Below are 24,210 nucleotides of genomic sequence, written 5' to 3' on the forward strand. Positions count from 1 at the left end.
GGTCACCGGCATCCTCGCGACCATGCCCTACATCGCCCTCCAACTGGTGGGCATCCAGGCCGTCCTGGACGTCATGGGCGTGGGCGGCGGCGAGAACACCAACTGGTTCGTCAAGGACCTGCCGCTGCTGATCGCGTTCGGTGTGCTGGCCGCGTACACCTACTCGTCCGGTCTGCGGGCGCCCGCCCTGATCGCGTTCGTCAAGGACACGCTGATCTACATCGTGATCGCGGTGGCGATCATCTACATCCCGATCAAGCTGGGCGGCTTCGACGAGATCTTCGCCAAGGCGGGCGAGGCCTACAGCCAGACCAACCCGGCGACGGGCGCCCCGCGCGGTGCGCTGACGCCGGCCGAGCCGGGGCAGTGGACGTACGCCACGCTGGCGCTGGGCTCCGCGCTCGCGCTCTTCATGTACCCGCACTCGATCACCGCGACGCTCTCCTCCAAGAGCCGTGAGGTGATCCGCCGCAACACCACGATCCTGCCCCTGTATTCGCTGATGCTGGGGCTGCTGGCGCTGCTCGGGTTCATGGCGATCGCGGCCGGAGTCAAGGTCACCAACGGCCAGTTGGCGATCCCGCAGCTCTTCGAGAACATGTTCCCGGCGTGGTTCGCGGGGGTGGCCTTCGCGGCAATCGGCATCGGCGCGCTCGTGCCCGCCGCCATCATGTCCATCGCGGCGGCGAACCTGTTCACCCGCAACATCTACAAGGACTTCATCAAGCCGGACGCCACGCCCCAGCAGGAGACCAAGGTCTCCAAGCTGGTGTCCCTGCTGGTGAAGGTCGGCGCGCTCGTCTTCGTCCTCACCATGGACAAGACGGTCGCCATCAACTTCCAGCTGCTGGGCGGGATCTGGATCCTCCAGACCTTCCCGGCCCTGGTCGGCGGCCTGTTCACCCGCTGGTTCCACCGCTGGGCGCTGCTCGCGGGCTGGGCGGTCGGCATGGTCTACGGCACCGTCGCCGCGTACGGCGTCGCCTCCCCGACCCAGAAGCACTTCGGCGGCTCGGCGAAGGAGATCCCGGGCATCGGCGAGATCGGCTACATCGGCCTCACGGCCTTCGTGCTCAACGTCGTCGTCACCGTGGTCCTGACCTTCGTCCTGAAGGCCGTCAAGGCCCCCGACGGCATCGACGAGACCAGGCCGGAGGACTACACGGCGGACGCGGGCGACCCCGGCGTCCAGGTGGAGCTGCCGCCGGCCACGGCAGGCACCTCGCACTGAGTGTCACGACCGTCAGCGGGCCGTCGGGAAATCCGGCGGCCCGTCGTCGTGCCGGTCGGGCAGACTCACCCGCATGGACATCGTGATCCGGGCAGCGCACCCCACCGAATACGAGACCCTCGGCGAGATCACCGCCCAGGCCTACCTCCAGGACGGGCTTCTGGCCTTCGGGGAGAGCGACTGGTACCTCGGCGAGCTGCGGGACGTGGCCAAGCGCGCGGCCGCCGCGGACATCCTCGTGGCCGCCGAACAGGACCGGCTCCTCGGCAGCGTCACCTTCGTCCCCGCCCCCGGCCCCATGGCCGACCTCGCCCGCCCCGGCGAGGCCGAGATCCGCATGCTCGCCGTCAGCCGCGCGTCCCGCGGCAGAGGCGCCGGCGAGGCCCTCGTACGGGCCTGTGTCGACCGGGCGAGAAGCGCGGGGTGCGCGGGCGTCGTGCTGTCCACCCAGCCCACCATGCAGGCCGCCCACCGCATCTACGAACGTCTCGGTTTCGTCCGCGTACCGGAACGCGACTGGAAGCCGATCCCCGGCGACGACTTCACGCTTCTCACCTATGAGTTGACGCTCTGAAGTCACCGCGACACAACATCTAGGGGTGCCACCGCGCCCCGGCACAAGATGTATGCTCATGCTCGCTGTCGCCGCAGGGGAATCCGGTGCGAATCCGGAACTGTCCCGCAACGGTGTACTTGTGCACGCCTTGGGCGTGTACGGGAGTCAGTCCGAGGACCTGCCGACAGCGTGCCCAGGCCGCCGTGGCCCGGGTCCATGACGTCCGGGCCTCGTGGAGTGGGCCGGTGGACGCGACGCCGCGTGCGCTCGTGCTGCCCCCTGCCCTCCGCAAGGCCCCTTGCCGAGCGAGGGAGAGCCCCACGTGACCATCGCGCCAGCCGATCCGGCTTCAGCGGTCCAGGTGGAGAACGACGGTCCCGGTGCCGCGCTGCTGCGGACCCTGACCGAGCTGACCGCCGACCTGCCCGACGCCGACCCCGGACGGGTCGCCGCCGCCGCGCTGCGGGGCCGCTCCGCGCGGGCCGACGAGGCGGAGCTGCGTGAGCTGGCCACCGAGGCCGCCGCCGGGCTCATCTCCGAGGACCCCGCCTACTCCCGGCTGGCCGCCCGGCTGCTGACCGTCAGCATCGCCGCCGAGGCCGCCTCCCAGGGCGTCACGTCCTTCACCGAGTCGGTCGCGGTCGGCCACCGCGAGGGCCTGGTCGCCGACCGCACCGCGGAGTTCGTACGGCTCCACGCGGCGCGCCTCGACGCGCTGATCGACCCGGCCGCCGACGACCGCTTCGGCTACTTCGGCCTGCGCACCCTGCACAGCCGGTACCTCCTGCGGCACCCGATCACCCGCCAGGTCATCGAGACGCCCCAGCACTTCATGCTGCGCGTGGCGTCCGGCCTCGCCGAGGACGACACCACCCGTGCCGTGGACGAGGTCGCCGCGCTCTACGGCCTGATGAGCCGCCTCGACTACCTCCCCTCCTCCCCCACCCTGTTCAACTCCGGCACCCGGCACCCCCAGATGTCGTCCTGCTACCTCCTCGACTCCCCGCTGGACGAGCTGGACTCCATCTACGACCGCTACCACCAGGTCGCCCGGCTCTCCAAGCACGCCGGTGGCATCGGGCTGTCGTACTCCCGTATCCGCAGCCGCGGTTCGCTGATCCGGGGCACCAACGGGCACTCCAACGGCATCGTGCCGTTCCTGAAGACGCTGGACGCCTCGGTCGCCGCGGTCAACCAGGGCGGCCGGCGCAAGGGTGCCGCCGCGGTGTACCTGGAGACCTGGCACTCCGACATCGAGGAGTTCCTGGAGCTGCGCGACAACACCGGTGAGGACGCCCGGCGTACGCACAACCTGAACCTCGCGCACTGGATCCCGGACGAGTTCATGCGCCGCGTGAACGCCGACGCCGAGTGGTCGCTGTTCTCCCCGGCGGACGTGCCCGAGCTGGTCGACCTGTGGGGCGACGAGTTCGACGCGGCGTACCGCAAGGCGGAGGCGGCCGGTCTCGCCAGGAAGACCATCCCGGCCCGTGACCTCTACGGCCGCATGATGCGCACCCTCGCGCAGACCGGCAACGGCTGGATGACCTTCAAGGACGCCGCCAACCGCACCGCCAACCAGACGGCCCTGCCCGGCCATGTCGTCCACTCCTCCAACCTCTGCACGGAGATCCTGGAGGTCACGGACGACGGCGAGACGGCGGTCTGCAACCTGGGGTCGGTGAACCTGGGCGCGTTCGTCGACCAGGAGACCGGCGACATCGACTGGGAGCGGCTGGACGAGACCGTCCGCACCGCCGTCACCTTCCTCGACCGCGTGGTGGACATCAACTTCTACCCGACCGAGCAGGCGGGCCGCTCCAACGCCAAGTGGCGTCCCGTCGGCCTGGGCGCGATGGGCCTCCAGGACGTCTTCTTCAAGCTGCGCCTCCCCTTCGACTCCGCCGAGGCCAAGGCGCTCTCCACCCGGATCGCCGAGCGCATCATGCTCGCCGCGTACGAGGCCTCCGCCGACCTGGCCGAGCGCAACGGCCCGCTGCCGGCCTGGGAGAAGACCCGTACCGCGCAGGGCGTCCTGCACCCCGACCACTACGGCGTCGAGCTGACCTGGCCGGAGCGCTGGGCGGCGCTGCGGGAGCGGATCACCGCGGTCGGCATGCGCAACAGCCTCCTCCTCGCCATCGCGCCGACGGCCACGATCGCCTCGATCGCGGGCGTGTACGAGTGCATCGAGCCGCAGGTCTCGAACCTCTTCAAGCGCGAGACCCTGTCGGGGGAGTTCCTCCAGGTCAACTCCTACCTGGTGGCCGAGCTGAAGAAGCTCGGCGTGTGGGACGCGCAGACCCGGGAGGCGCTGCGCGAGTCCAACGGCTCGGTGCAGGGCTTCACCTGGGTGCCGCAGGAGGTCCGCGACCTGTACCGCACGGCGTGGGAGATCCCGCAGCGCGGCCTCATCGACATGGCCGCCGCCCGCACCCCGTTCCTGGACCAGTCCCAGTCGCTGAACCTGTTCCTGGAGACGCCGACCATCGGCAAGCTCTCCTCGATGTACGCGTACGCCTGGAAGTCCGGGCTGAAGACGACGTACTACCTGCGCTCGCGCCCGGCGACGAGGATCGCCCGCGCGGCCCAGGCAACTGTCCCCGTGCAGCAGGTCACTTCGGAAGAAGCGATCGCCTGCTCCCTTGAGAACCCCGAGTCCTGCGAGGCCTGCCAGTAATGACCAGCGAAGCCAAGAACCTTCTCGACCCGGGCTTCGAGCTGACTCTCCGCCCCATGCGCTACCCGGACTTCTACGAGCGCTACCGGGACGCCATCAAGAACACCTGGACCGTCGAGGAGGTCGACCTCCACTCGGACGTCGCCGACCTGGCGAAGCTGTCCCCCGAGGAGCAGCACCTGATCGGCCGCCTGGTGGCGTTCTTCGCGACGGGCGACTCGATCGTGGCGAACAACCTGGTGCTGACGCTGTACAAGCACATCAACTCCCCCGAGGCGCGCCTGTACCTGTCGCGCCAGCTGTTCGAGGAGGCCGTGCACGTCCAGTTCTATCTGACGCTCCTGGACACCTACCTTCCCGACCCGGAGGACAGGGCGGCGGCCTTCGCGGCGGTGGAGAACATCCCGTCCATCCGCGAGAAGGCCGGGTTCTGCTTCAAGTGGATAGACTCGGTCGAGAAGCTGGACCGCCTGGAGTCGAGGGCCGACCGCCGCCGCTTCCTGCTCAACCTGATCTGCTTCGCCGCGTGCATCGAGGGCCTGTTCTTCTACGGTGCCTTCGCGTACGTCTACTGGTTCCGCAGCCGGGGCCTGCTGCACGGCCTCGCCACCGGCACCAACTGGGTGTTCCGCGACGAGACCATGCACATGAGCTTCGCGTTCGACGTGGTCGACACCGTTCGCAAGGAGGAGCCGGACCTCTTCGACGACCAGCTCCAGCAGCAGGTGACGGACATGCTGCGGGAGGCCGTCGAGGCGGAGCTCCAGTTCGCGCGCGACCTGTGCGGTGACGGCCTGCCGGGCATGAACACCGAGTCGATGCGCCAGTACCTGGAGTGCGTCGCAGACCAGCGCCTCACCCGCCTGGGCTTCGCGCCGGTGTACGGCTCGGAGAACCCGTTCTCCTTCATGGAGCTCCAGGGCGTCCAGGAGCTGACCAACTTCTTCGAGCGGCGTCCGTCCGCGTACCAGGTCGCCGTGGAGGGCACGGTCGACCTGGACGAGGACTTCTGATCCCGGCGGACGCTACTTCAGCGTGACGGCATCCCCGGCCGACACGATCCGCGCGGTCGTCGTCGTGCCGGGGAAGTACCAGCGCCAGCTGCCGGCCGAGGTGACGGTGACCTTGGTGGTCAGCTTCCCGGCGTCGCCCGTCCGCACGGTCTTGACCGTGCTGTAGTGGGCGGCGCCGGCCGGGCGGTACTGGAGTCTGACGTCCTGCCCGGTGAAGCCGTGGTACTTCAGGTCCTCCCAGTCGGCGCGGGAGAGCTTGCCGTTGATGGTGAGCCTGGCGCCCTTGGCCACCGGCTCGGGCGTGGCGTCCGTGGTGAGCTTCGAGGCGCGCTTGACCTTGTACTCGGCGATGTCGTCCGAGATCCAGTAGTCGCCGTCGTTGGCCTTGACGGTGGCGTTGACCTGCCAGACGCCGGCGACCTTGTTGCTGTCGATGTCGTCGCTGTCGGCGATCCAGCCGGGGTCGACCGTCATCGTGCCCGTGCACACCGAGGTCGTGGCGCTCTTCTTCACGCACGACGAGTCGCCGTCCCAGGTGATGAAGCCGTAGCCGTTGGACCTGTTGAACGTGCTCAGATCCGTGATCTTCTTGACGCCCGAGTCGTCCTTGACGGTGATCGCGATCGGGTACCTGACGGTCTTCGCCACCCCGATGATCACGTTGCTTCCGCGGTTGACGACCGTGTTGGTCACCCGGATGTCGCCCCGCCCCTCGGCGTGGGCCCCCGTGGCCGTGAGCAGGGTAAGGGCCGCAACCCCGCCCGCCACGGCCGGCATTCTGTGTCTCATGTTCCTCCCCTGTTGGTGCAGGAGAGGTTATGTCTCCTTGAGCTGCCGGTCGATCCGGTGTTCGTGGGCCCACCCCACGAGCCCCGGGGCGGCGAGGAGGGCGAAGAGGATCAGCAGGGTCACGTATCCGATGAATGCGTCCATGAGGTAAGCATCACGGGCGCACGTCACTCCTGACAGTGGCAGGACTGCCGCAGTACCTCGATTTACTGCCAATCCCGAGGCACACTGGCAGCATGCTGAGAAACGTCGCCGCCGTCCTCCTCGACGGCGTACACCCCTTCGAACTCGGCGTCGTCTGCGAGGTGTTCGGCATCGACCGCAGCGACGAGGGGCTGCCGGCCTATGACTTCGCCGTGGCCTCGGCGGAGGGACCGACCCTCACCACGCACGTCGGCGGCCTCACCGTCGGCACGCCGTACGGGCTGGAGCGGCTGGAGGAGGCCGACCTGATCGCCGTACCGGCGGGGTCGGACTACGTCGTGCGCGACTACCCGCCCGCACTCCTCGACGCCCTCGTCCGGGCCGTCGACCGGGGCGCCCGCGTCCTCAGCGTCTGCTCCGGCGTCTTCGTGCTCGGCGCCGCCGGGCTGCTCGACGGGCGGCGGTGCAGCGTGCACTGGAAGCAGGCCACCGAGCTCGGCATCCGCTACCCCAGGGCGGTCATCGAGCCGGACGTGCTCTACGTCGACGAGGACCCGGTGATCACCTCGGCCGGCACCGCCGCCGGCATCGACGCCTGTCTGCACATCGTCCGCAAGGAACAGGGCCCCGAGGTCGCCAACACGATCGCCCGGCGGATGGTCGTACCGCCGCACCGGGACGGCGGCCAGGCGCAGTACATCGAGCGGCCGCTGCCCGCGTCGGCCTGCGACACCGTCGCCGAGGTCCTCGTCTGGATGCAGCGGCATCTCGACGAGGAGGTCACCGTCGAGCAGCTCGCCGCCCGCGCGCACATGTCGCCGCGCACCTTCGCCCGCCGCTTCCAGCAGGAGACGGGAACCACGCCCTACCGCTGGATCCTGCGGCAACGCGTGCTGCTCGCCCAGCGGTTGCTGGAAGGGACGGACGAAACGGTGGACGCGGTCGCGAGCCGAACGGGGTTCGGCACCGCGGCCGCACTGCGCCACCAGTTCGTACGGGCGCTGGGGACCACGCCCCAGGCCTACCGGCGTGCCTTCAGGGGCCCGCAGGCGGCCTGAACCGCCGGCCCCGGCTCCCTCACCTCGCGACCGGCCGCAGCAGCAGCTGGTGCGGCCGGAGCGTGATGCCCACCCGGGTCCCGTCGTTCGACCCCGCCACCTGCTCGAAGCGGTACTTCGTGGCGAGCGCCGCCGTGATGAGTGACAGCTGCGCCATCGAGAAGTGGTCGCTCGGGCACTTGCGGTTGCCGACGCTGAACGGGCTCATGGCGTATTTCGGCACGTCCTTGGCCCGCTCCGGAAGCCAGCGGTCGGGGTCGAACTCCAGGCTGTCCTTGTACGACTTCGGATCGCGCTGGATCGCGTACGGGCTGTACACGATGTCGGCACCGGCCGGAATGCGATACCCACCGAGTTCCGTGTCGGCGACCGCGCGGCGCGTCAATATCCATACCGCGGGACGCAAACGCATGGCCTCGACGACGACATTGTTGGTGTGCGCGAGCGAGCGGACGTCGTCGAATGCGACGGGACGGCCACCGGTTACGGATTGAACCTCGTCGCGCACCCTGTCCGCGTGTTCCGGGTGTTCCGCGAGGACTTGGAGCAGCCACATGATCGTGGACGCCACCGTTTCGCTGCCGGGGGTGACTATGGCGACGACCTGGTCGTGGATCTCCTGTTCCCCGATGGGGTCGCCATTGTCGTCCTTCGCCTCCAGCAATGCCGTCAGCAAATCGTCCGGCTTTTGACCAGATGCACGGCGCTCGGCGATGATCTCGTCGACGAGGAGATGCAAATCGGCCAGGGCCGCGTTGAATTTCCGGTTGGGCGGCAGGGGCAGGTTGTAGAGCGGCCCGAGGGGCACGACCATCCGCCGGTACATCCCGCGGAAGACGGTGGCGAGGGCGACGCACAGCCGCTCCGCGCGCTCGTCCATGAAGTCGCCGCGCAGCAGGCAGCGGGCGGCGATGCGGACGGCGACCCGGAAGGACTCGGTGGTGCAGTCGACGGTCTCCCCGGGCTGCCAGCGCTCGGTGAGCGCGTGCGCCTCCTCCTCCATGATCGGCCCGTAGCCGGGTATCGCGTCGAGCCGGAAGGCGGGCTGTATGGTGCGCCGCTGACGCCGGTGCTGCGGGCCGTTGGCGGTGGCCACGCCCTCCTTGCCGAGCAGGCCTTCCAGGGACTCCCAGAGCGGTCCGGCGATGACGAAGTCGGGGTTGAGCGCGAGGGCTCCGGTGAGGGCCGGTGTGGTGGGCGCGTAGACCTCCTTGGGGCCCAGCTTGAGCCGTACGACGTCGCCGTGGTCGCGGAGCTGCGACATGAAGGCCAGCGGGTCGCGCAGCAGCTTCAGGCCGTGTCCGAGGAGCGGGACGCCGCCGCCCGCGAGGGGTGGTTCACGAAGCTCGGGCGCCGGGGTCACCGGGGCTTCGGGCTTCACAGACTCGACGGTCATTTCTCACCTGCTGCTTCGTTGTTGACGTACGGAGGCGTGGACCGGTCGTCCCAGCTGTCGACCGTGTAGCGGCCGGACTCGTGGTGGAACCAGTAGACGGTGCTGAACCAGTTGCGCATATTGCCGACGCAGGCCCGCACGGTGTGACTCAGCTCTTTTCCGTGGACCGTTCCGTCCGCCAGCGAGTCCGCGAACCTCAGGGCGTCGTGCTCGGCGACGATGAATTCGTCGATGCATTCCTCGACGCGTCGCCTGACTTCCCCGACGGCCTGTTTGAGGGTCATCCCCTCGTGTTTGATGAGACTGATTCCGAGATTGTGGACCTCATCGCCCGCGATTTCCTTGGGGAGTGAGCAGAGGTCGTTGTACCAGGCGGCGAATTCCTGGCTCAGCAGCGCCGCCCGCCGATAGGCCGGGTTTTTCCGCACCCGGTCCGGGAGTTCGCGGCCCGCGCTGGGTTCCAGCAGATCCGTCCAGATCCAGTGCGCGAATGTGAGGCGGCGCAGTGCGAGATATTCCTCGACCGTCGGCACGACACCTTCGGTGCGGTTGCGGAATTCCCGGTCGTACGCCTCGATCACCTCGTGGAAGTGCCGGGCGAACCGCGCGTTCCAGGTACGCGGCAGGAACGAGTACAGCCGCTCCATGCTGTCGGCGAACCCGGCGACCAGCGGATCTTCGTGGTGCAGATGGTCCCCGGGGGAGTCGAGGGCCGCGTGCAGCCGGAACCTGAGCCGCCGCCAGGCCTCGGTCCGGCCGTGGACGATGTCGCGGTCGTGCCGGTCGTCCCAGACGAAGAACCAGGCGCTGTAGTCCGCTATCGCCTGGAGGACCTCGTCGGGGGCACCGAGGTAGTAGCCCGCCATGAGGTCCGTGTAGCAAAGTCCGTCGGCATATTCCTCCACCTTGTCGGCCGGCATGAGCCGCTTTTCCAGCAGCCAGGTGCGCGTCTTCTCCTGGAGCTGGGGCCAATACGGGTGGAGTTGCCGGGGAAACGCTGCCTCGATCACCGGGAGAGAGAGCGACGGTGGAACCGCGACCGCTGTCGGTGTCGATGTGGTGCCGTGTGAGAAAGCGTGCACGAACTAACCCCTCTCAGCCGCCAGTTGCGCACGCCCCTCCCGCTGTACCGGGCGTGCGCCGTTGCGTATCCCCGCACTTCCCATTCAGCACTACAACTGACCGTTCTGGGAACGGATTTGCACCATTCACTACCCCACAGTGCCGAGAATCTCCCCTTGTGTGACTGGTTCTGGATCACTAAGAGGGCACAGGCGATCGAACGTACGACGGACAGACGCACGGCGCCTGCTCAGGAAGGGGTTCCTGAACAGACGCCGTGCAGACGGTACTTGTGGGGCCCGAGTCGGTCTCAGCCGTTCGCGACGACGGGGTAGCGGGGCTCGTTCTCGGCCATCTGCCGCAGCGCGTCCTTGCGCTCACGCTTGGAGAGCCGGTCGATGTAGAGGTACCCGTACAGGTGATCGGTCTCGTGCTGCAAACACCGAGCGAAGTAGCCGGTGCCGCGCACCTTGATCGGGTTGCCCTTCTCGTCCTGCCCGGTCACCTCGGCGTAGTCGGGGCGGGCGAGCGGCGCGTACGCCGTCGGCACCGACAGACAGCCCTCGTTGCTGTCGTCCAGGCGGCGCTTCTCGGCGGGCAGGTCGACGAGCTTGGGGTTGCAGACCACGCCGACGTGCCGGGTGCCCTCGTCGTCCATGCAGTCGTACACGAAGACCTTCAGGTCGACGCCGATCTGGTTGGCGGCCAGGCCCACGCCCTCGGCGGTGCGCTGCGAGGCGAACATGTCCGCCACCAGCTGGTCCAGTTCGGCGCCGAACTCGGTGACGTCCTTGCACTCCTTGTGCAGCACGGGGTTGCCGACGACCGTGATGGGCCGCGAGGTGCCGCGCTCACGCCAGGCGTTCTCGCGCTCCTCGGCCTCCTGGGTGTCGATGACGAAACCCTCATCGTCCACGGGGAGCACGCCCGCGTGCTGCTGATCGGTGTCCTGCTGCGCCATGACCGACGATGCCTTCCTAAAACCAAACAAGGGGAAAGTTGCTGATACAGGGTAAGGGGATGCGCCCCTTCAGGGGCGCTGGGCTGTGTCAAGGTGCGGCTCCGCCGCGTGGGTGCGACCAGCCACGGCGCCGCACCCGAAATCCGTCAGCACACCTCTTCGAGATCACGCCAGTCCCGGGAATCAGGGCTGTCGGCGACCCACCCGTCCAGCAGCCCCCGCACCAGCGAAGCCGGCGCGGCCACCCCGCACTCCCGCTCCGGCACCCACAGCTGCCCGTCCGTCCGGTGCCCCAGCGGCCCGGGATGCCCCGGCTCGCTGTGGTCGTGCGGGTCGAGATGCTCCCCGTCGCCCTCGTCCGACGGCATCCGGGACTCCGAGCACATCCGGCACAGCAGCCGCACCGACGACGACCAGTCCTCCGCCGCGAACCCGGCGTCGGCGGCGAGCTGCTCCAGCGCGTCCCGGTCGGCCTCGGTGGCGGCCTCCAGGAGGACCACCCAGGTCGGCACCGGCGACGGCGCCCACAGCTCGATCTCGTCGAAGACGGGGTAGGAGTGCCCGGCGGCAGTGGTCCGCTCCCCGTGCGGCACCCCGTCGTGCAGCACGACCTCGCCCCAGCGCCGCCCGGAGGACGGCAGCGGAATCGACAGCACCTCGATACGAGCCGGGTCCAGCCGCCGCCCCCACACCACCTCGGCCTCCCCCTCCGGGGACAGCCGTACGGCGGCACTGCCGAGGTCCATGCCGACCGGCTCCCCGGAGTCGGCCGCCCCGCCCGGCACCCGCAGCCCGTAGGCCTGCCAGGCCCGCCGGGCCAGCGGCCAGTCCTGGAGCGCGGTGGCCGCGATGCCGACGTTCCACCAGTCGGGTGCGCCCGTCTCGCGGTCGAGGAGGGCGACGGCACGCAGTCCGGCCGCGCGGGCCTGCTCCCAGTCGTGCCGGAACTTGTGCAGCAGGGCGAGGTTGAACCAGGACTCGGACAGCCACGGTTCCAGGTCGGCGGCGCGCGTCAGCAGCGCGCCCGCGTCCTCGTACCGACCGTCGCCGATCAGCGTGAACGCGCGGTCGGTGGCCTGCCGCCAGGAGGCGGAGGGCCGGTGCCGTCCTTTGCCGAAGATCCTCACGATTCCCGCCTGCCAGTTGCCCTCAGTGACCTCGCCACTGCCCCCGGAATCCCTCTCCTTCGCATCCAACCACGTGCGGCTGGAAGGGCGCTCATTACCCATGGGTTACCCACCCCGGGGCAGGGTCAGACAGTCGCGCGCCAGCACCCTGGCCAGCGCCTCCACCACTTCGGGCGCGTGGTCCCCCGCGGTCGCCAGCCGCAGTTCCTCCAGAGCGGTGAGCGGCCCGCCGGGCCCGGCGTCCCGCGCCTTCTCCTCGTAGGCGTTCACGGTCCGTACGATCCGGGCGGCGACCGGCTGCTGCCGGTAGGGGTCGGCCTGCCGCTCCACGACCACGGCGACCGCGCCGTCCACCCCCGTCTGCCGTACGACGGCCCCGCCGAGCAGCGCGATCCGCCGCTGCTCCTCGGCGGGCAGGGCGGCGGTGGCCCCCGCCGGGACCGGGTCGACGAGGCTGAGCTGTCCGATGTCGTGCATCAGGGCGGCGTACTCCAGGACGGTGAGGTCGCGCCCGGACAGCCCCAGGTCGCGGCCGACGGCCCGGCTCAGCGCGGCGACCCGGCGGGCGTGTCCGGCGGGGGTGTACCCGGCGATCTCGGTGGCCCGGGCGAGGGAGGCGATGGTCTGCCGGTAGGTGGCACGGACGGCGGCGTACCGCCGGAAGGACAGCTGGGTCAGCAGCAGCGGCACACAGAACACCGGCAGCGCCCACAGGCCGACGACGGCGACCGCGAGCGCCATCACCGCGCCGGTCGCGCAGACAGCGGACCCGATGCCGAGCAGCGCCCGCAGCTCGTCGCGGAGCAGCGGACCGAAGGGCCAGCGGGTGCGGGAGTGCCGCAGCGCGGCGGCGAGCAGGGCGTCGCACAGCGCGGTGAGGGCGAGCAGCGCGAGCAGCAGCAGCGCGTACGCCGGTCCGCCCCAGGCGCTGAACACGCCCTGGTTGTAGAGGGGCTGGAAGCAGACGGCGGCGAACCCGGTGCTGAGCACGCGCCGGGCGAGGTGGTCCGCGGTGCCCCGGTCGCCGCGCCAGATGTGCGGCACGCTGCCGAGCAGCGCGGCCGCGACGACGACGGTGACGACCTGGGCGGCCCCGTGCTGCGTGGCCCGCCCGGCGTCCGCCCCGAGCAGCGCGTACGACAGCGCGCCCGCGGCTCCGATCGGCGCGGCCTCCCTGACCCGGGCGCCGGTCCACCGGGTCAGCTCACCGACGAGGATCAGCACCCCGAAGGCGAGCGCGGCCCCGCGCTCCTCCAGGCCGTTCCAGAGGCTGCCGGCGAGGGAGCCGGCGGCGAGGAGGGCGGCGGAGGTGTGGACGAGGGTGAGCAGGGACGGCGGCCGGGGCGCGCGCGGCGGCGCCTCGGTCCGCGGTTCGGGCGCCGCTCCCGGCGCGGCCACGCTCATGGCCGCACCCCGGGCCGGCTTCCCACCGGCCGCCGCGGCTCCGGCGGACGCGCCGACGCCTCGTCCGCGGTGACCGCGGGATGCCAGCCGTGCCGTCCCAGCGCCCGGACGAGAGCGGTGACCATCCGCGGGTCGAACTGCGTGCCCGCGCACCGCTCCAGCTCCTCCAGCGCCGTGCCCACGGGCCGGGCCCGGCTGTAGGACCGGGTGGACGTCATCGCGTCGAAGGCGTCGGCGACCGCCACCACCCGCGCCGACTCGGGGATCTGGGCGCCCACCAGCCCGTACGGGTAGCCGCTGCCGTCCAGCCGCTCGTGATGGTGCAGTACGGCCGCCCGTGCCTCCCCCAGGAACGAGATCCCCCGCACCATCTCGTGCCCGTACTCGGGGTGCAGCTCGATGATCCGGCGTTCCTCGGGGGTCAGCGGCCCGTCCTTGCGCAGCAGCCGGGTCGGGACGCCCAGCTTGCCCACGTCGTGCAGGATGCCGGCGAAGCGCAGCACCTCGATGCGGCCCTCGTCCATCCCGAGCTCGCGGGCGATCATCATCGAGGCCTGGCCGACGCGTTCGCTGTGCCCGCGCGTGTACTCGTCCTTGATGTCGACGGCCTGCACCAGCGCGCGGATGGTCGCCTGATGGGCGGCCCGCTCCCGGTGGTACTGCGCGAACGCCCACCAGGACACGCACATCGGCAGCAGCACCAGCAGCGCGGCGACCGGCCCGAAGGGGCTGCGCCACAGGACGGCCATCATGAGCCCGGCGAGCCCGTGGACGGCGATCGGCGGGAGGGAGCGTACGAGCTGCCCCCGCCAGGCCGGCCGGAGGGGCACTCCCTCGGCGAGGGCCAGGATTCCGCCGTCGAGCACCGTCAGCACCAGGCAGAAGGCGACGACGGCCGCCCCCGCCGGGACGAGCGCGTACGGGAAGTCGGAGGTGACGACGGCGTCCCGGCCGCCCAGCACCCAGTGCGCGCAGGACGCCGCCCAGACGGCGAGGGCGAGTTGGGACGCCCGCCAGATCCGCCGCACCGGCCGCGGCCGGCGGACGACCGGGGACAGCAGCGCCCCCGGCACCGCGACGAGCGCGGCGGCGGGCGGCGGCAGCAGGAAGGCCCCGGCGAGCAGCACGGGGTAGAACGAGCCGGAGAGCCGCTCGCCGGCGGCGTAGAGGGCGGCGAGCAGGGCCACCGCCCACCACGGGGCGCGTACCGACGGCAGCAGATGCAGGCAGTACAGCGCGGCGAGGGCGACACAGCCGACGTACGCACGGGCCCGTGCGGGTATCGCCTCCATACACCCCTCCCCGGGCACGCGCTTGCAGCACGGGAGCCTAGGGCGGCGAGGGGGAGGTCCGCGGGCTTATGACCCGCGGATTAGCACGTTCGAGTGACGATCGTGCGTTCAGGATTCCTGCGGGGCGGCCGGTGCGGCAGCGATGTCGTGGTCCGGCACGGCCTGCCCGGAGCGGATCAGGTCGAGCCGCCCGAGGACCTTGGCGCGCAGGTCGGTGGGGACGTCGTCATGGCCGCAGCAGCGCTTGACGAGCTTCTTCACCGCCTCTTCGAGCCCGTACTTCTCCAGGCACGGCGAGCACTCGCTGAAGTGCTGCTTGAACTTGTCGCGGTCGACGTCCGGCATCTCGCTGTCGAGGAACTCGTAGAGATGGTCGAGTACCTCACTGCAGTCCGTCTCGTGCGGCTCTCCGCAGCTCATGAGCCCGAACCTTTCACTTCGTTCGACTCTCCGGCGCCGGCCGGGACCAGTCCGCGCTCACGGGCGTAGTCCTCGAGCATGCCGCGCAGTTGGCGGCGGCCCCGGTGCAGCCGGGACATCACCGTACCGATGGGTGTCCCCATGATGTCCGCGATCTCCTTGTAGGCAAAGCCCTCTACGTCAGCGAGGTAGACGGCGATGCGGAACTCCTCGGGGATCGCCTGGAGCGCTTCCTTCACGTCCGAGTCGGGCAGGTGGTCCAGCGCCTGCGACTCGGCGGAGCGCAGACCGGTCGACATGTGCGACTCGGCGCGCGCGAGCTGCCAGTCCTCGATCTCCTCGGCCGCGGAGCGCTGGGGTTCACGCTGCTTCTTGCGGTACGAGTTGATGAACGTGTTGGTCAGGATCCGGTACAGCCAGGCCTTCAGGTTGGTGCCCTCGCGGAACTGGTGGAAGGACGCGTACGCCTTGGCGTAGGTCTCCTGCACCAGGTCCTCGGCGTCGGCCGGGTTGCGCGTCATGCGCAGGGCGGCCGAGTACATCTGGTCGAGGAATTCGAGCGCGTCCCGCTCGAAGCGCGCGCTGCGCTCCGCGGTGGATTCCGTGCTGGTGTCCGTGCTGGTCTCCACGCTCGTGCCCTGGCCCTCGGGCTGCTCCGCCTGGCCGTGATCGGTCCCTGCGTCGGTACCGGGAACCGGACCCACCTCCTCAAGATTCCGGGCAGCACCGAAGCCGGTACCACCAGAATCGGAGGATAGACGACTACCCGTCCCCGCCGCGCCTCGAATAGGCGCGGTCTTGCCCGCGTGCAGCACCGTCCAGTCCAGGTCAGCGCGGCTGCTGCGGGTCGGGCAGAAGGTCGAACCCATGCGGCGGACTTCCTCTCCTACGACGGTCGGTGCTGGTTCTTCAGCACTTCTGTCCGCCACAACAGAGCTTCGCGGCCCAGCATTCCCGGCGCTTCACCTGAGTGACCCGACCCACTTCACGACCGCGTCCGTGATGACCGTCACGGCCTCGTCCTGACCGATGCCCGCCCGTTTCGGCACCGCGAATCCATGATCGCCGTACGGCACCTCGACCAGTTCGTGAGCACCGTCCCCGGGAAACTCCTCCGGCTTCCCGAAGGGATCGTTGCCTCCCTGTACGACGAGCGTGGGCACCCCGGCCCCGAGCAGCTCCGCGGCGCGGGACTTCTCCGGCTTGCCCGGCGGGTGGAGCGGGAAGCTGAGCGCGAGCACGGCGGCGGCGCCCAGTTCCCCGGCGGTACGGCAGGCGACCCGGGCCCCGGCACTGCGTCCGCCGGAGATCACGGGCAGTCCGCGCTCGGCGACGGCGGGCCAGATTCCGCGCCACCCGATGTCGAGGGTCCTCGGCGCGGGCGCCACCTTCCTGCCCGCCACCCGCCAGGGCTGCTCGACGAGGGCGACGGTGACGCCGTGCGCGGGGAGGACGCGCGCGAGGGCCTGGAGGTCCCGCGCCTCGATGCCGCCCCCGGCGCCGTGGCTGACGGCTAGGACGAGGCGGGCCTTCTTCGCGGGGTGCCAGGTGATGCGGGCGTCCCCGGCGTCGGTGGCAATGATCTCGGTCGTCACGCTAGAAGAGTGTGCCTTCTTCCGGACCTTCCAGCTCCTTCAGCAGCTCCGGCCCGTTGTTGCGCACGTTGCTGACGGCGGTGGAGACGGGGTAGGCGCGCATGAGCCCGGGAGGGGGCGGTGCGAGCAGGGACCGCAGGTCCTCGACATCCGTACGGGACGGGTCCAGCCAGGAGTCCCAGCGGTCGGGGGTGAGCATCAGCGGCATCCGGGGATGGATGTCGGCGAGCGCGTGCGGCCCCTCGGCGGGCGCCACGGCCAGCGGGGTCGTCTCGGCCTCGGTCGTGATCACCGAGCAGGTCACCCACCAGGCCTGGGGATGGTCGTCGGGCAGGGTCCTGTCCCGCCAGAACTCGTAGAGCCCGGCCATCGCGAACACCGACCCGTCGGCCGGCAGCACGAAGTACGGCTGCTTGCGCGGCCGCTTCTTCTTCCCCTCGACCTCCAGCTCCCGCTCGGCGGCGGCGGTGACCCACTCGTAGTAGCCGTCGGCGGGGATGATGCAGCGGCGCGAGGAGAAGGCCCGCTTGTAGGAGGGCTTCTCGTGGACGGTCTCGGCCCGGGCGTTGATCATCCGGGCGCCGCCCTCGGGGGTCTTGGACCAGCTCGGCACCAGCCCCCACTTCAGCTTCCGCAGCTGCCGAACCGGCCGCGGGTCGTCGGCGTCCTTCAGAGGGCGGTCGAGGACGGCGTAGACCTCCTTGGTCGGGGCCACGTTGTAGTCGGGAGCCAACGTCTCCTCCGGCTCCCACTGCTCGATCTCAAAGATTCCTGCGAGATCCTCGGGCCTACGACTCGCTGCATACCGTCCGCACATACGTGCCACACTGCCAGACTCCGTACGAGGAGAGGGAGCCACCGCCGAACATGGACACCAGTACCGCGTCCTCTCTCTGGGACGAGCTCGTCGGCACCCAGCCCGACCCCGATCTGTGGGTGGTGCTGGCCACCATGGTGGCGGCGCTCGCCATAGTCGTCCCGCACGTCCTGTGGCGTATCTCGCGCAACGCCATCACCATCGCCCACGAGGGCGGGCACGGCCTGGTCGCCCTGCTCACCGGACGCACCCTGACCGGCATCCGGCTGCACTCCGACACCAGCGGCCTGACGGTCAGCAAGGGCAAGCCGTACGGCATCGGCATGATCCTCACCGCGTCCGCCGGCTACACCGCTCCCCCGCTGCTGGGCCTGGGCGGCGCGGCCCTGCTCGCCGCCGGCCGCATCACCCTCCTGCTGTGGGCGGCGACGGCCCTGCTGGTGGCGATGCTGGTGATGATCCGCAACGCGTACGGCGCCCTGACGGTGATCCTCACGGGCGGCACGTTCGTGGTGGTGTCGTGGCTGGCGGGACCGCAGGTGCAGGCGGCGTTCGCGTACGCGGTCGTGTGGTTCTTGTTGCTCGGTGGAGTTCGACCGGCATTCGAGTTGCAGGCGAAGCGGGCGAGGGGAGGCGCCGGCGACTCGGACGCGGACCAGTTGTCACGGCTGACGCATGTGCCGGCCGGGCTGTGGTTGTTCCTGTTCCACGCGGTGAGCCTGTGTGCGTTGATAGGCGGCGGACGGTGGTTGCTGGAGGTGTGACGCGGCCCCGAAGAGGCGCCTCGCAGGGGTGCCGGGAACCGCGCGCCCGGCCCCCACGGCGCAGCACTCGGACCACGGCCCCCCACTAAAGTGGACCTCATGGCTTTGAACCCCTCAGAAACCGCCCTCTGGCCCGCCCCTCACGCAAGCGGAGCCGTCGACGCGACGGTCCATGTACCGGGGTCGAAGTCCGTCACCAACCGCGCCCTCGTGCTCGCGGCCCTCGCCAGCGAGCCGGGCTGGCTGCGCCGCCCCCTCCGCTCCCGCGACACCCTCCTCATGGCGGCCGCGCTGCGCGAGATGGGCGTCGGCATCGAGGAGGGCGTGGGCCCGGACGGCACCGGCGAGACCTGGCGTGTCCTGCCGGCCGGCCTGCGCGGCCCCGCCACCGTCAACGTCGGCAACGCCGGCACCGTCATGCGCTTCCTCCCGCCCGTCGCCGCCCTCGCCGACGGCCCCGTCCGTTTCGACGGTGACCCGCGGTCGTACGAGCGCCCCCTGAACGGTGTCATCGACGCCCTCCGCGTCCTCGGCGCCCGTATCGACGACGACGGCCGTGGCGCGCTGCCGCTGACGGTCCACGGCGGTGGCGCGCTGGACGGCGGCCCGGTGCAGATCGACGCGTCGAGCTCGTCGCAGTTCGTCAGCGCCCTCCTGCTCTCCGGCCCTCGCTTCAACCAGGGGGTGGAGGTCCGCCACGTGGGCGCCGCGCTCCCCTCCCTCCCCCACATCCGCATGACGGTCGACATGCTGCGGGCGGTGGGCGCCCAGGTCGACACCCCGGAGTCCGGCGGCGAGCCCGACGTGTGGCGGGTCACCCCCGGTGCCCTGCTCGGCCGGGACCTCACCATCGAGCCCGACCTGTCCAACGCCCAGCCCTTCCTCGCCGCGGCGCTCGTCACCGGGGGCAAGGTCGTCGTCCCGGACTGGCCGGCCCGCACCACGCAGCCCGGCGACAAGCTGCGGGAGATCTTCACCGAGATGGGCGGTTCCTGCGAACTCACCGAGTACGGTCTGGAGTTCACCGGATCGGGTGCGATTCACGGTATCGACGTCGACCTGAGCGAGGTCGGCGAACTGACCCCCGGTATCGCGGCGGTCGCGGCCCTCGCGGACTCCCCGTCGACGCTCCGCGGCGTCGCCCATCTGCGCCTGCACGAGACGGACCGGCTGGCCGCGCTCACCAAGGAGATCAACGAGCTCGGCGGTGACGTCACCGAGACCGCCGACGGCCTGCACATCCGCCCGCGCAAGCTGCACGGCGGGATCTTCCACACCTACGAGGACCACCGCATGGCGACGGCCGGCGCGATCATCGGCCTCGCGGTCGAGGGCGTGCAGATCGAGAACGTGGCGACGACGGCGAAGACCCTGCCGGACTTCCCGGACCTGTGGACAGGGATGCTCGGGAGCGACGGGGCGTAGGGGCGTACGACCATGCGCCGCTACGGCAAGCACACCGACGAGGACGACATCCGCTCCCGGCCCAACCGCAAGGGCAACCGGCCGCGTACGAACATCCGCCCCAAGCACGAGGACGCGGCCGAGGGCATGGTCCTCACCGTGGACCGGGGGCGGCTGACCTGTCTGGTCGAGGACCGGATCGTGCTGGCGATGAAGGCCCGTGAGCTGGGCCGCAAGGCCGCGATCGTCGGTGACCGGGTGGCCCTCGTGGGCGACCTGTCCGGCAAGAAGGACACCCTCGCGCGGATCGTCCGCATCGAGGAACGCACGTCGGTGCTGCGCCGCACGGCGGACGACGACGACCCGTACGAGCGGGTGGTCGTCGCCAACGCCGACCAGCTCGCCATCGTCACCGCCCTCGCCGACCCCGAGCCGCGCCCCCGTCTCATCGACCGCTGCCTGGTCGCGGCGTACGACGGCGGCCTGGAACCGCTCCTGGTCCTGACGAAGTCGGACCTCGCCCCGCCCGACAAGCTCCTGGAGCTGTACGGCGACCTCGACATCCCGTATGTCGTCACCAGCCGCGACGAACTGGAGAACGGCGACGCGGCGGACCGGGTGCGCGAGGAGCTGGGCGGCAAGATCACCGCGTTCGTCGGGCATTCCGGCGTCGGCAAGACGACCCTGGTGAACGCGCTGGTCCCGGAGGAGCGGCGGCGTCTGACCGGCCATGTGAACGCGGTGACGGGCCGCGGCCGGCACACCACGACCTCGGCGCTGGCGCTCCCGCTGGAGGGCGCGGACGGCTGGGTCATCGACACCCCGGGCGTACGGTCCTTCGGCCTCGCCCACATCGACCCGTCCCGGGTGATCCACGCGTTCCCGGACCTGGAACCGGGAACCGAGGGCTGCCCGCGCGCGTGCAGTCACGACGAGCCGGACTGCGCGCTCGACCAGTGGGTGGCGGACGGTCACGCGGATCCCGCCCGCCTCTACTCACTGCGCCGCCTGCTGGCCACCCGTGAGCGGAAGGAAGGCGACTGACCTTCGCGTTGTTTGTGGGTCCCTGAGTCCGGCAAGTGCATAATCGCACCGAGCCGGACCGAGCCGGACGTACGGGAGGACAGCACATGGCGTGGCTGCTGGTGGTGGTGGCCGGGTTGCTCGAGACCGGATTCGCCGTGTGTCTGAAGCTCTCCCACGGGTTCACCCGGCTCTGGCCCACGATCGCCTTCTGCGTCTTCGCGCTCGGCAGCTTCGGCTTGCTGACCCTGTCCCTGAAGAAGCTCGACGTGGGTCCGGCGTACGCGGTGTGGACCGGCATCGGCGCGGCGGGCACGGCGATCTACGGGATGATCTTCCTCGGCGACCTGGTCTCGACGCTGAAGATCGTCTCGATCAGCTTCGTCATCATCGGCGTGATCGGGCTGCAACTGTCGGGCTCGGCCCACTGAGCACCGCGTTCGCTAGACGGGCTGCCGGTACAGCGCGGCACGCACCAGGTCCGTGACGCCGCCCTCCCCCGGCGGCGCCGACACACAGGAGATGGCGAGCCGTACGACGAGTTCGCAGGCGCGGGCCAGGTCGGCGGCGTCCGGCTTGGACATGCCGGGCCCGCCGAGCACCGCCACGGCGCGGTCGCGGACGAGCGCGACGAAGTCGCCGGGCGAGGGCAGCGGGCCGTCGGCGCGGCGCTGTGCCGGTACCGCCGAGGAGGACGGGACGGCGGACAGTGTCGGCGCGGGCAGCCGCTCACTCCAGCAGCCGGTGAGCATGGCCCGTACGAGCGCGTTCTCGCGGGCCGTGGCGGCCGTCCACTCGGCGGTGGCGGCCAGCCGCTCACGGGTGTCGGCAGGGGCGGAGAGCGCGCGGTCGACCCCGGCGAGATAGCCGTCGGCCTCCCTTCTGACGAGCGCGCGGGCCAGGCCTTCCTTGCTCCCGAACTCGTTGTACAGCGTCTGCCGGGACACTCCGGCCGCCGCGGCGACGTCCACCATCCGCACGGCGGACCACGGCCGGCGGGCCAGTGCCGTGTACGCGGCGTCCAGCAGAGATTCCCTCGCTGCAGGCATCATCGCCTCCTAGGGGCGAGCGGCTCTGCGCCCAGATTTGACGCGCACAGGGGCACTGTCAAGGGTTCGCGAAAGCATGAGGGGGCGCCCCTGATCGGCAGCACGCCGCCACACCCTGACGGACCCGCCGGACACGACGCCGGACGCACCGTCGGCGCGGCAGGCGGACCATCGGTACGGCCGCGGGCGAGCCGTCGGCGGAGGGGTAGGCGAGCCGTCAGCGTGGCGGCGAGCGAGCCACCGGCGTGGAGACAGGGGGGCCATCGGCGTGGCGGCGCGCGAAGCCGGCGGTGCGGGCGGGGCGGGGGGTATGCGGCGGACCGCCGGGCCGTGTCCGGACCGTGTCCGCTGTCCACACTCCGGCCCCTGTAGCCCCGTACCACCCCCGGCAGATACCGTTCGTCGCATGCTGGACTACCTCGACGACCTCCGCTTCGCCCACGTCCTCGCCGACGCGGCCGACGCTGCCACCATGGACCGCTTCAAGGCCCTCGACCTCAAGGTCGAGACGAAGCCGGACATGACCCCGGTGAGCGAGGCGGACAAGGCCGCCGAGGAACTGATCCGCAGCCAGCTCCAGCGCGCCCGCCCGCGCGACGCGATCCTGGGCGAGGAGTACGGCGTGCAGGGCACCGGCCCGCGCCGCTGGGTCGTCGACCCGATCGACGGCACCAAGAACTACGTCCGCGGCGTCCCCGTCTGGGCCACGCTGATCTCCCTGATGGAGGCGGGCGAAAGCGGCTTCCAGCCCGTCGTCGGCGTGGTCTCCGCCCCCGCCCTCGGCCGCCGCTGGTGGGCCGCGAAGGGACACGGCGCCTTCACCGGCCGCAGCCTCTCCTCGGCGTCCCGGCTGCACGTCTCCCAGGTCGGCAAGCTCTCCGACGCCTCCTTCGCGTACTCCTCGCTGAGCGGCTGGGAGGAGCAGGGCCGGCTGAACGGTTTCCTGGACCTGACCCGCGAGGTGTGGCGCACGCGCGCGTACGGCGACTTCTGGCCCTACATGCTGGTCGCCGAGGGTGCCGTCGACATCTGCGCCGAGCCCGAGCTCTCCCTCTGGGACATGGCCGCCAACGCGATCATCGTCACCGAGGCCGGCGGCAGCTTCACCGGCCTCGACGGCCGCCCGGGCCCGCACAGCGGCAACGCGGCCGCCTCCAACGGCCTCCTCCACGACGAGCTGCTGGGCTATCTGAACCAGCGGTACTGACCATTCCGCGCGGCCCGCTCCCGTTCCTCGCGGTCCTCGCCGAAAAGCGCAGATGAGCGCGTGCGCCCTCAATTGGCCGCACGCGCCCCCTTGTTGACCGTCGCTTTACCTGCGACTCTGAGGGGACCCTCATTTGTGAACTTGTGAACCGCCGAACTAGCTCGGCGGTTCCTCAGGAGGTGACTCCGCACCCATGCTCGTCCGCGACGCCATGAGCACAGTCGTCCTCACCATCGGCCCCACTCACACCCTCCGCCAGGCAGCCGCCCTGATGTCCGCCCGCCGGGTCGGCGCGGCCGTGGTCCTCGACCCCGACGGCACCGGCATCGGCATCCTCACCGAACGCGACGTCCTCAACGCGGTGGGCCTGGGCCAGAACCCGGACACCGAGCCCACCCACGCCCACACCACCACCGACGTCGTCTTCGCGGCGCCGTCCTGGACCCTGGAAGAGGCGGCCCGGGCCATGGCCCACGGCGGCTTCCGGCACCTCATCGTCCTGGACCGGGGCGAGCCCATCGGCATCGTGTCGGTGCGCGACATCATCCGCTGCTGGGCACCGGTACGGCAGCAGCAGATGACCTTGTCGCACTAGGAAGCACCCGGAAGCACCGGGAAGGGCCAGGAAGAGGGAGGAGGAGCCAGCAGGAGCCGGGAGGCTAGATTGGACGAAGTCTAAAATCACACCCATTCGCGACCTGGTCCCCTTCTGTTAGGCTGGCGCGTATGAGTGACCTTCTGGAACGGCTGCGCGGACGTGGATGGCGGATGACCGCGCAGCGGCGCGTCGTGGCCGAGGTCCTCGAAGGCGAACACGTCCACCTGACGGCCGACGAGGTCCACGCGCGGGCCGTCGCCAAGCTGCCCGAGATCTCCCGGGCCACCGTCTACAACACGCTGGGCGAGCTGGTCTCCCTCGGCGAAGTCCTCGAGGTCGCCACCGACAAGCGCGCCAAGCGGTACGACCCCAACGCGCACCGTCCGCACCACCACCTGGTCTGCGCCCGCTGCGGCGCGATCAAGGACGTCCACCCCAGCGGCAACCCGCTGGCCGACCTCCCCGACTCCGAGCGCTTCGGCTTCAAGGTCTCGGACGTCGAGGTGACGTACCGCGGAATCTGCCCGAACTGCGCGGCGGCATAAGCAAGCACAGGCGAGCGAGCACTCCCGAAGCCCCGGCCCCTCTATGGTGCCGGGGCTTTGTGCCGTCTACAGCCT

24 protein-coding genes and 1 riboswitch are annotated in these 24,210 nt (G+C 70.6%); of the genes, 12 read left to right on the plus strand and 12 right to left on the minus strand.

What is annotated here, in order from left to right; translation table 11 throughout:
- From DI272_RS16880 to DI272_RS16895, 4 genes are all read left to right on the plus strand, one after another.
- Positions 1-1,231, plus strand: a 1,231-nt coding sequence (locus DI272_RS16880; RefSeq protein ID WP_109496163.1) for a sodium:solute symporter, incomplete at its 5' end; no start/stop codon positions are given.
- A gap of 73 nt (positions 1,232-1,304) precedes the next feature.
- Complete coding sequence (locus tag DI272_RS16885) at positions 1,305-1,805, plus strand: GNAT family N-acetyltransferase (RefSeq protein WP_109496164.1); 501 nt, start codon at positions 1,305-1,307, stop codon at positions 1,803-1,805.
- Between the two features lie 45 nt (positions 1,806-1,850).
- Positions 1,851-1,988, plus strand: a riboswitch (cobalamin riboswitch).
- Positions 1,989-2,109: 121 nt separating this feature from the next.
- Positions 2,110-4,467: a ribonucleoside-diphosphate reductase subunit alpha gene (locus DI272_RS16890; protein WP_109496165.1), complete on the plus strand. Its 2,358-nt coding sequence runs from the start codon at positions 2,110-2,112 to the stop codon at positions 4,465-4,467.
- Entirely contained in the window at positions 4,467-5,480 is a 1,014-nt protein-coding gene (locus DI272_RS16895; RefSeq protein ID WP_109496166.1) for a ribonucleotide-diphosphate reductase subunit beta, read from the plus strand. The genes DI272_RS16890 and DI272_RS16895 overlap by 1 nt, the downstream gene beginning before the upstream one ends.
- A gap of 12 nt (positions 5,481-5,492) precedes the next feature.
- Here DI272_RS16895 and DI272_RS16900 read toward each other — a convergent pair whose 3' ends face one another.
- Entirely contained in the window at positions 5,493-6,269 is a 777-nt protein-coding gene (locus DI272_RS16900; RefSeq protein ID WP_258314586.1) for a hypothetical protein, read from the minus strand.
- 236 nt (positions 6,270-6,505) lie between these two features.
- Between DI272_RS16900 and DI272_RS16905 the strand changes: the two genes are divergently transcribed.
- The gene (locus DI272_RS16905) at positions 6,506-7,471 is read left to right on the plus strand and encodes a helix-turn-helix domain-containing protein (RefSeq protein ID WP_109496167.1); all 966 of its coding nucleotides are present in this window, start codon (positions 6,506-6,508) and stop codon (positions 7,469-7,471) included.
- Positions 7,472-7,490: 19 nt separating this feature from the next.
- Here the strand turns inward: DI272_RS16905 and DI272_RS16910 are convergent, their stop codons facing one another.
- The 10 genes from DI272_RS16910 to DI272_RS16955 form a co-directional block, all read right to left on the minus strand.
- The gene (locus tag DI272_RS16910) at positions 7,491-8,867 is read right to left on the minus strand and encodes a cytochrome P450 (RefSeq protein WP_109496168.1); all 1,377 of its coding nucleotides are present in this window, start codon (positions 8,865-8,867) and stop codon (positions 7,491-7,493) included.
- Positions 8,864-9,949: an epi-isozizaene synthase gene (gene cyc1 / locus DI272_RS16915; RefSeq protein WP_109496169.1), complete on the minus strand. Its 1,086-nt coding sequence runs from the start codon at positions 9,947-9,949 to the stop codon at positions 8,864-8,866. The genes DI272_RS16910 and cyc1 overlap by 4 nt, the downstream gene beginning before the upstream one ends.
- A 290-nt stretch (positions 9,950-10,239) precedes the next feature.
- On the minus strand, positions 10,240-10,890 hold the full coding sequence (def, locus tag DI272_RS16920) for a peptide deformylase (RefSeq protein WP_109496170.1): 651 nt from the start codon (positions 10,888-10,890) through the stop codon (positions 10,240-10,242).
- Between the two features lie 146 nt (positions 10,891-11,036).
- Complete coding sequence (locus DI272_RS16925; protein WP_109496171.1) at positions 11,037-12,017, minus strand: hypothetical protein; 981 nt, start codon at positions 12,015-12,017, stop codon at positions 11,037-11,039.
- 105 nt (positions 12,018-12,122) lie between these two features.
- Positions 12,123-13,421 (minus strand): HD-GYP domain-containing protein, encoded by a 1,299-nt coding sequence (locus DI272_RS16930; RefSeq protein WP_109496172.1) that lies wholly within the window; start codon positions 13,419-13,421, stop codon positions 12,123-12,125.
- Positions 13,418-14,713: an HD-GYP domain-containing protein gene (locus tag DI272_RS16935; protein ID WP_109496173.1), complete on the minus strand. Its 1,296-nt coding sequence runs from the start codon at positions 14,711-14,713 to the stop codon at positions 13,418-13,420. The genes DI272_RS16930 and DI272_RS16935 overlap by 4 nt, the downstream gene beginning before the upstream one ends.
- A gap of 108 nt (positions 14,714-14,821) precedes the next feature.
- The gene (gene rsrA / locus DI272_RS16940; protein ID WP_109496174.1) at positions 14,822-15,133 is read right to left on the minus strand and encodes a mycothiol system anti-sigma-R factor; all 312 of its coding nucleotides are present in this window, start codon (positions 15,131-15,133) and stop codon (positions 14,822-14,824) included.
- A complete protein-coding gene (locus DI272_RS16945; RefSeq protein WP_109496175.1) occupies positions 15,130-15,837 on the minus strand; it encodes a sigma-70 family RNA polymerase sigma factor in 708 nt (235 codons plus the stop codon). Before DI272_RS16945 ends, rsrA begins: the two co-directional genes overlap by 4 nt.
- 258 nt (positions 15,838-16,095) lie before the next feature.
- The gene (locus DI272_RS16950) at positions 16,096-16,728 is read right to left on the minus strand and encodes an alpha/beta family hydrolase (RefSeq protein WP_109496176.1); all 633 of its coding nucleotides are present in this window, start codon (positions 16,726-16,728) and stop codon (positions 16,096-16,098) included.
- A 1-nt stretch (position 16,729) separates the two neighbouring features.
- The gene (locus DI272_RS16955) at positions 16,730-17,545 is read right to left on the minus strand and encodes an SOS response-associated peptidase (protein ID WP_109496177.1); all 816 of its coding nucleotides are present in this window, start codon (positions 17,543-17,545) and stop codon (positions 16,730-16,732) included.
- A 50-nt stretch (positions 17,546-17,595) separates the two neighbouring features.
- Here DI272_RS16955 and DI272_RS16960 point away from each other — a divergent pair, with 50 nt between their 5' ends.
- From DI272_RS16960 to DI272_RS16975, 4 genes are all read left to right on the plus strand, one after another.
- Positions 17,596-18,309 carry a M50 family metallopeptidase gene (locus DI272_RS16960; protein ID WP_109496178.1) on the plus strand — a complete coding sequence of 238 codons (714 nt, stop codon included), beginning with the start codon at positions 17,596-17,598 and terminating at the stop codon, positions 18,307-18,309.
- 99 nt (positions 18,310-18,408) lie between these two features.
- Positions 18,409-19,734: a 3-phosphoshikimate 1-carboxyvinyltransferase gene (aroA, locus tag DI272_RS16965; protein WP_109496179.1), complete on the plus strand. Its 1,326-nt coding sequence runs from the start codon at positions 18,409-18,411 to the stop codon at positions 19,732-19,734.
- 12 nt (positions 19,735-19,746) lie between these two features.
- Positions 19,747-20,757: a ribosome small subunit-dependent GTPase A gene (gene rsgA / locus DI272_RS16970; protein ID WP_109496180.1), complete on the plus strand. Its 1,011-nt coding sequence runs from the start codon at positions 19,747-19,749 to the stop codon at positions 20,755-20,757.
- Between the two features lie 86 nt (positions 20,758-20,843).
- Positions 20,844-21,167 (plus strand): multidrug efflux SMR transporter, encoded by a 324-nt coding sequence (locus tag DI272_RS16975; RefSeq protein WP_109496181.1) that lies wholly within the window; start codon positions 20,844-20,846, stop codon positions 21,165-21,167.
- 12 nt (positions 21,168-21,179) lie between these two features.
- Here the strand turns inward: DI272_RS16975 and DI272_RS16980 are convergent, their stop codons facing one another.
- Positions 21,180-21,788: a TetR/AcrR family transcriptional regulator gene (locus DI272_RS16980; RefSeq protein WP_181387215.1), complete on the minus strand. Its 609-nt coding sequence runs from the start codon at positions 21,786-21,788 to the stop codon at positions 21,180-21,182.
- A gap of 403 nt (positions 21,789-22,191) precedes the next feature.
- Between DI272_RS16980 and hisN the strand changes: the two genes are divergently transcribed.
- From hisN to DI272_RS16995, 3 genes are all read left to right on the plus strand, one after another.
- Positions 22,192-22,992 carry a histidinol-phosphatase gene (gene hisN, locus DI272_RS16985; protein ID WP_109496183.1) on the plus strand — a complete coding sequence of 267 codons (801 nt, stop codon included), beginning with the start codon at positions 22,192-22,194 and terminating at the stop codon, positions 22,990-22,992.
- 193 nt (positions 22,993-23,185) lie between these two features.
- Positions 23,186-23,587, plus strand: coding sequence for a cyclic nucleotide-binding/CBS domain-containing protein (locus DI272_RS16990; protein WP_109496184.1), 402 nt, complete (start codon positions 23,186-23,188; stop codon positions 23,585-23,587).
- Between the two features lie 131 nt (positions 23,588-23,718).
- Positions 23,719-24,135 (plus strand): Fur family transcriptional regulator, encoded by a 417-nt coding sequence (locus DI272_RS16995; RefSeq protein ID WP_109496185.1) that lies wholly within the window; start codon positions 23,719-23,721, stop codon positions 24,133-24,135.
- Positions 24,136-24,210 lie beyond the last annotated feature (75 nt).

It is taken from the genome of Streptomyces sp. Act143 (genome assembly GCF_003143935.1).
Lineage (GTDB): Bacteria > Actinomycetota > Actinomycetes > Streptomycetales > Streptomycetaceae > Streptomyces.

Coding starts and splice junctions, on each gene's coding strand:
- aroA (WP_109496179.1), top strand. CDS start 18,409: ATGGCTTTGAACCCCTCAGAAACCGCCCTCTGGCCCGCCCCTCACGCA.
- DI272_RS16955 (WP_109496177.1), bottom strand. CDS start 17,545: ATGTGCGGACGGTATGCAGCGAGTCGTAGGCCCGAGGATCTCGCAGGA.
- DI272_RS16910 (WP_109496168.1), bottom strand. CDS start 8,867: ATGACCGTCGAGTCTGTGAAGCCCGAAGCCCCGGTGACCCCGGCGCCC.
- hisN (WP_109496183.1), top strand. CDS start 22,192: ATGCTGGACTACCTCGACGACCTCCGCTTCGCCCACGTCCTCGCCGAC.
- rsgA (WP_109496180.1), top strand. CDS start 19,747: ATGCGCCGCTACGGCAAGCACACCGACGAGGACGACATCCGCTCCCGG.
- DI272_RS16930 (WP_109496172.1), bottom strand. CDS start 13,421: ATGAGCGTGGCCGCGCCGGGAGCGGCGCCCGAACCGCGGACCGAGGCG.
- DI272_RS16905 (WP_109496167.1), top strand. CDS start 6,506: ATGCTGAGAAACGTCGCCGCCGTCCTCCTCGACGGCGTACACCCCTTC.
- DI272_RS16960 (WP_109496178.1), top strand. CDS start 17,596: ATGGACACCAGTACCGCGTCCTCTCTCTGGGACGAGCTCGTCGGCACC.
- DI272_RS16975 (WP_109496181.1), top strand. CDS start 20,844: ATGGCGTGGCTGCTGGTGGTGGTGGCCGGGTTGCTCGAGACCGGATTC.
- DI272_RS16990 (WP_109496184.1), top strand. CDS start 23,186: ATGCTCGTCCGCGACGCCATGAGCACAGTCGTCCTCACCATCGGCCCC.
- DI272_RS16995 (WP_109496185.1), top strand. CDS start 23,719: ATGAGTGACCTTCTGGAACGGCTGCGCGGACGTGGATGGCGGATGACC.
- DI272_RS16980 (WP_181387215.1), bottom strand. CDS start 21,788: ATGATGCCTGCAGCGAGGGAATCTCTGCTGGACGCCGCGTACACGGCA.
- DI272_RS16885 (WP_109496164.1), top strand. CDS start 1,305: ATGGACATCGTGATCCGGGCAGCGCACCCCACCGAATACGAGACCCTC.
- DI272_RS16895 (WP_109496166.1), top strand. CDS start 4,467: ATGACCAGCGAAGCCAAGAACCTTCTCGACCCGGGCTTCGAGCTGACT.
- DI272_RS16935 (WP_109496173.1), bottom strand. CDS start 14,713: ATGGAGGCGATACCCGCACGGGCCCGTGCGTACGTCGGCTGTGTCGCC.
- DI272_RS16900 (WP_258314586.1), bottom strand. CDS start 6,269: ATGAGACACAGAATGCCGGCCGTGGCGGGCGGGGTTGCGGCCCTTACC.
- rsrA (WP_109496174.1), bottom strand. CDS start 15,133: ATGAGCTGCGGAGAGCCGCACGAGACGGACTGCAGTGAGGTACTCGAC.
- def (WP_109496170.1), bottom strand. CDS start 10,890: ATGGCGCAGCAGGACACCGATCAGCAGCACGCGGGCGTGCTCCCCGTG.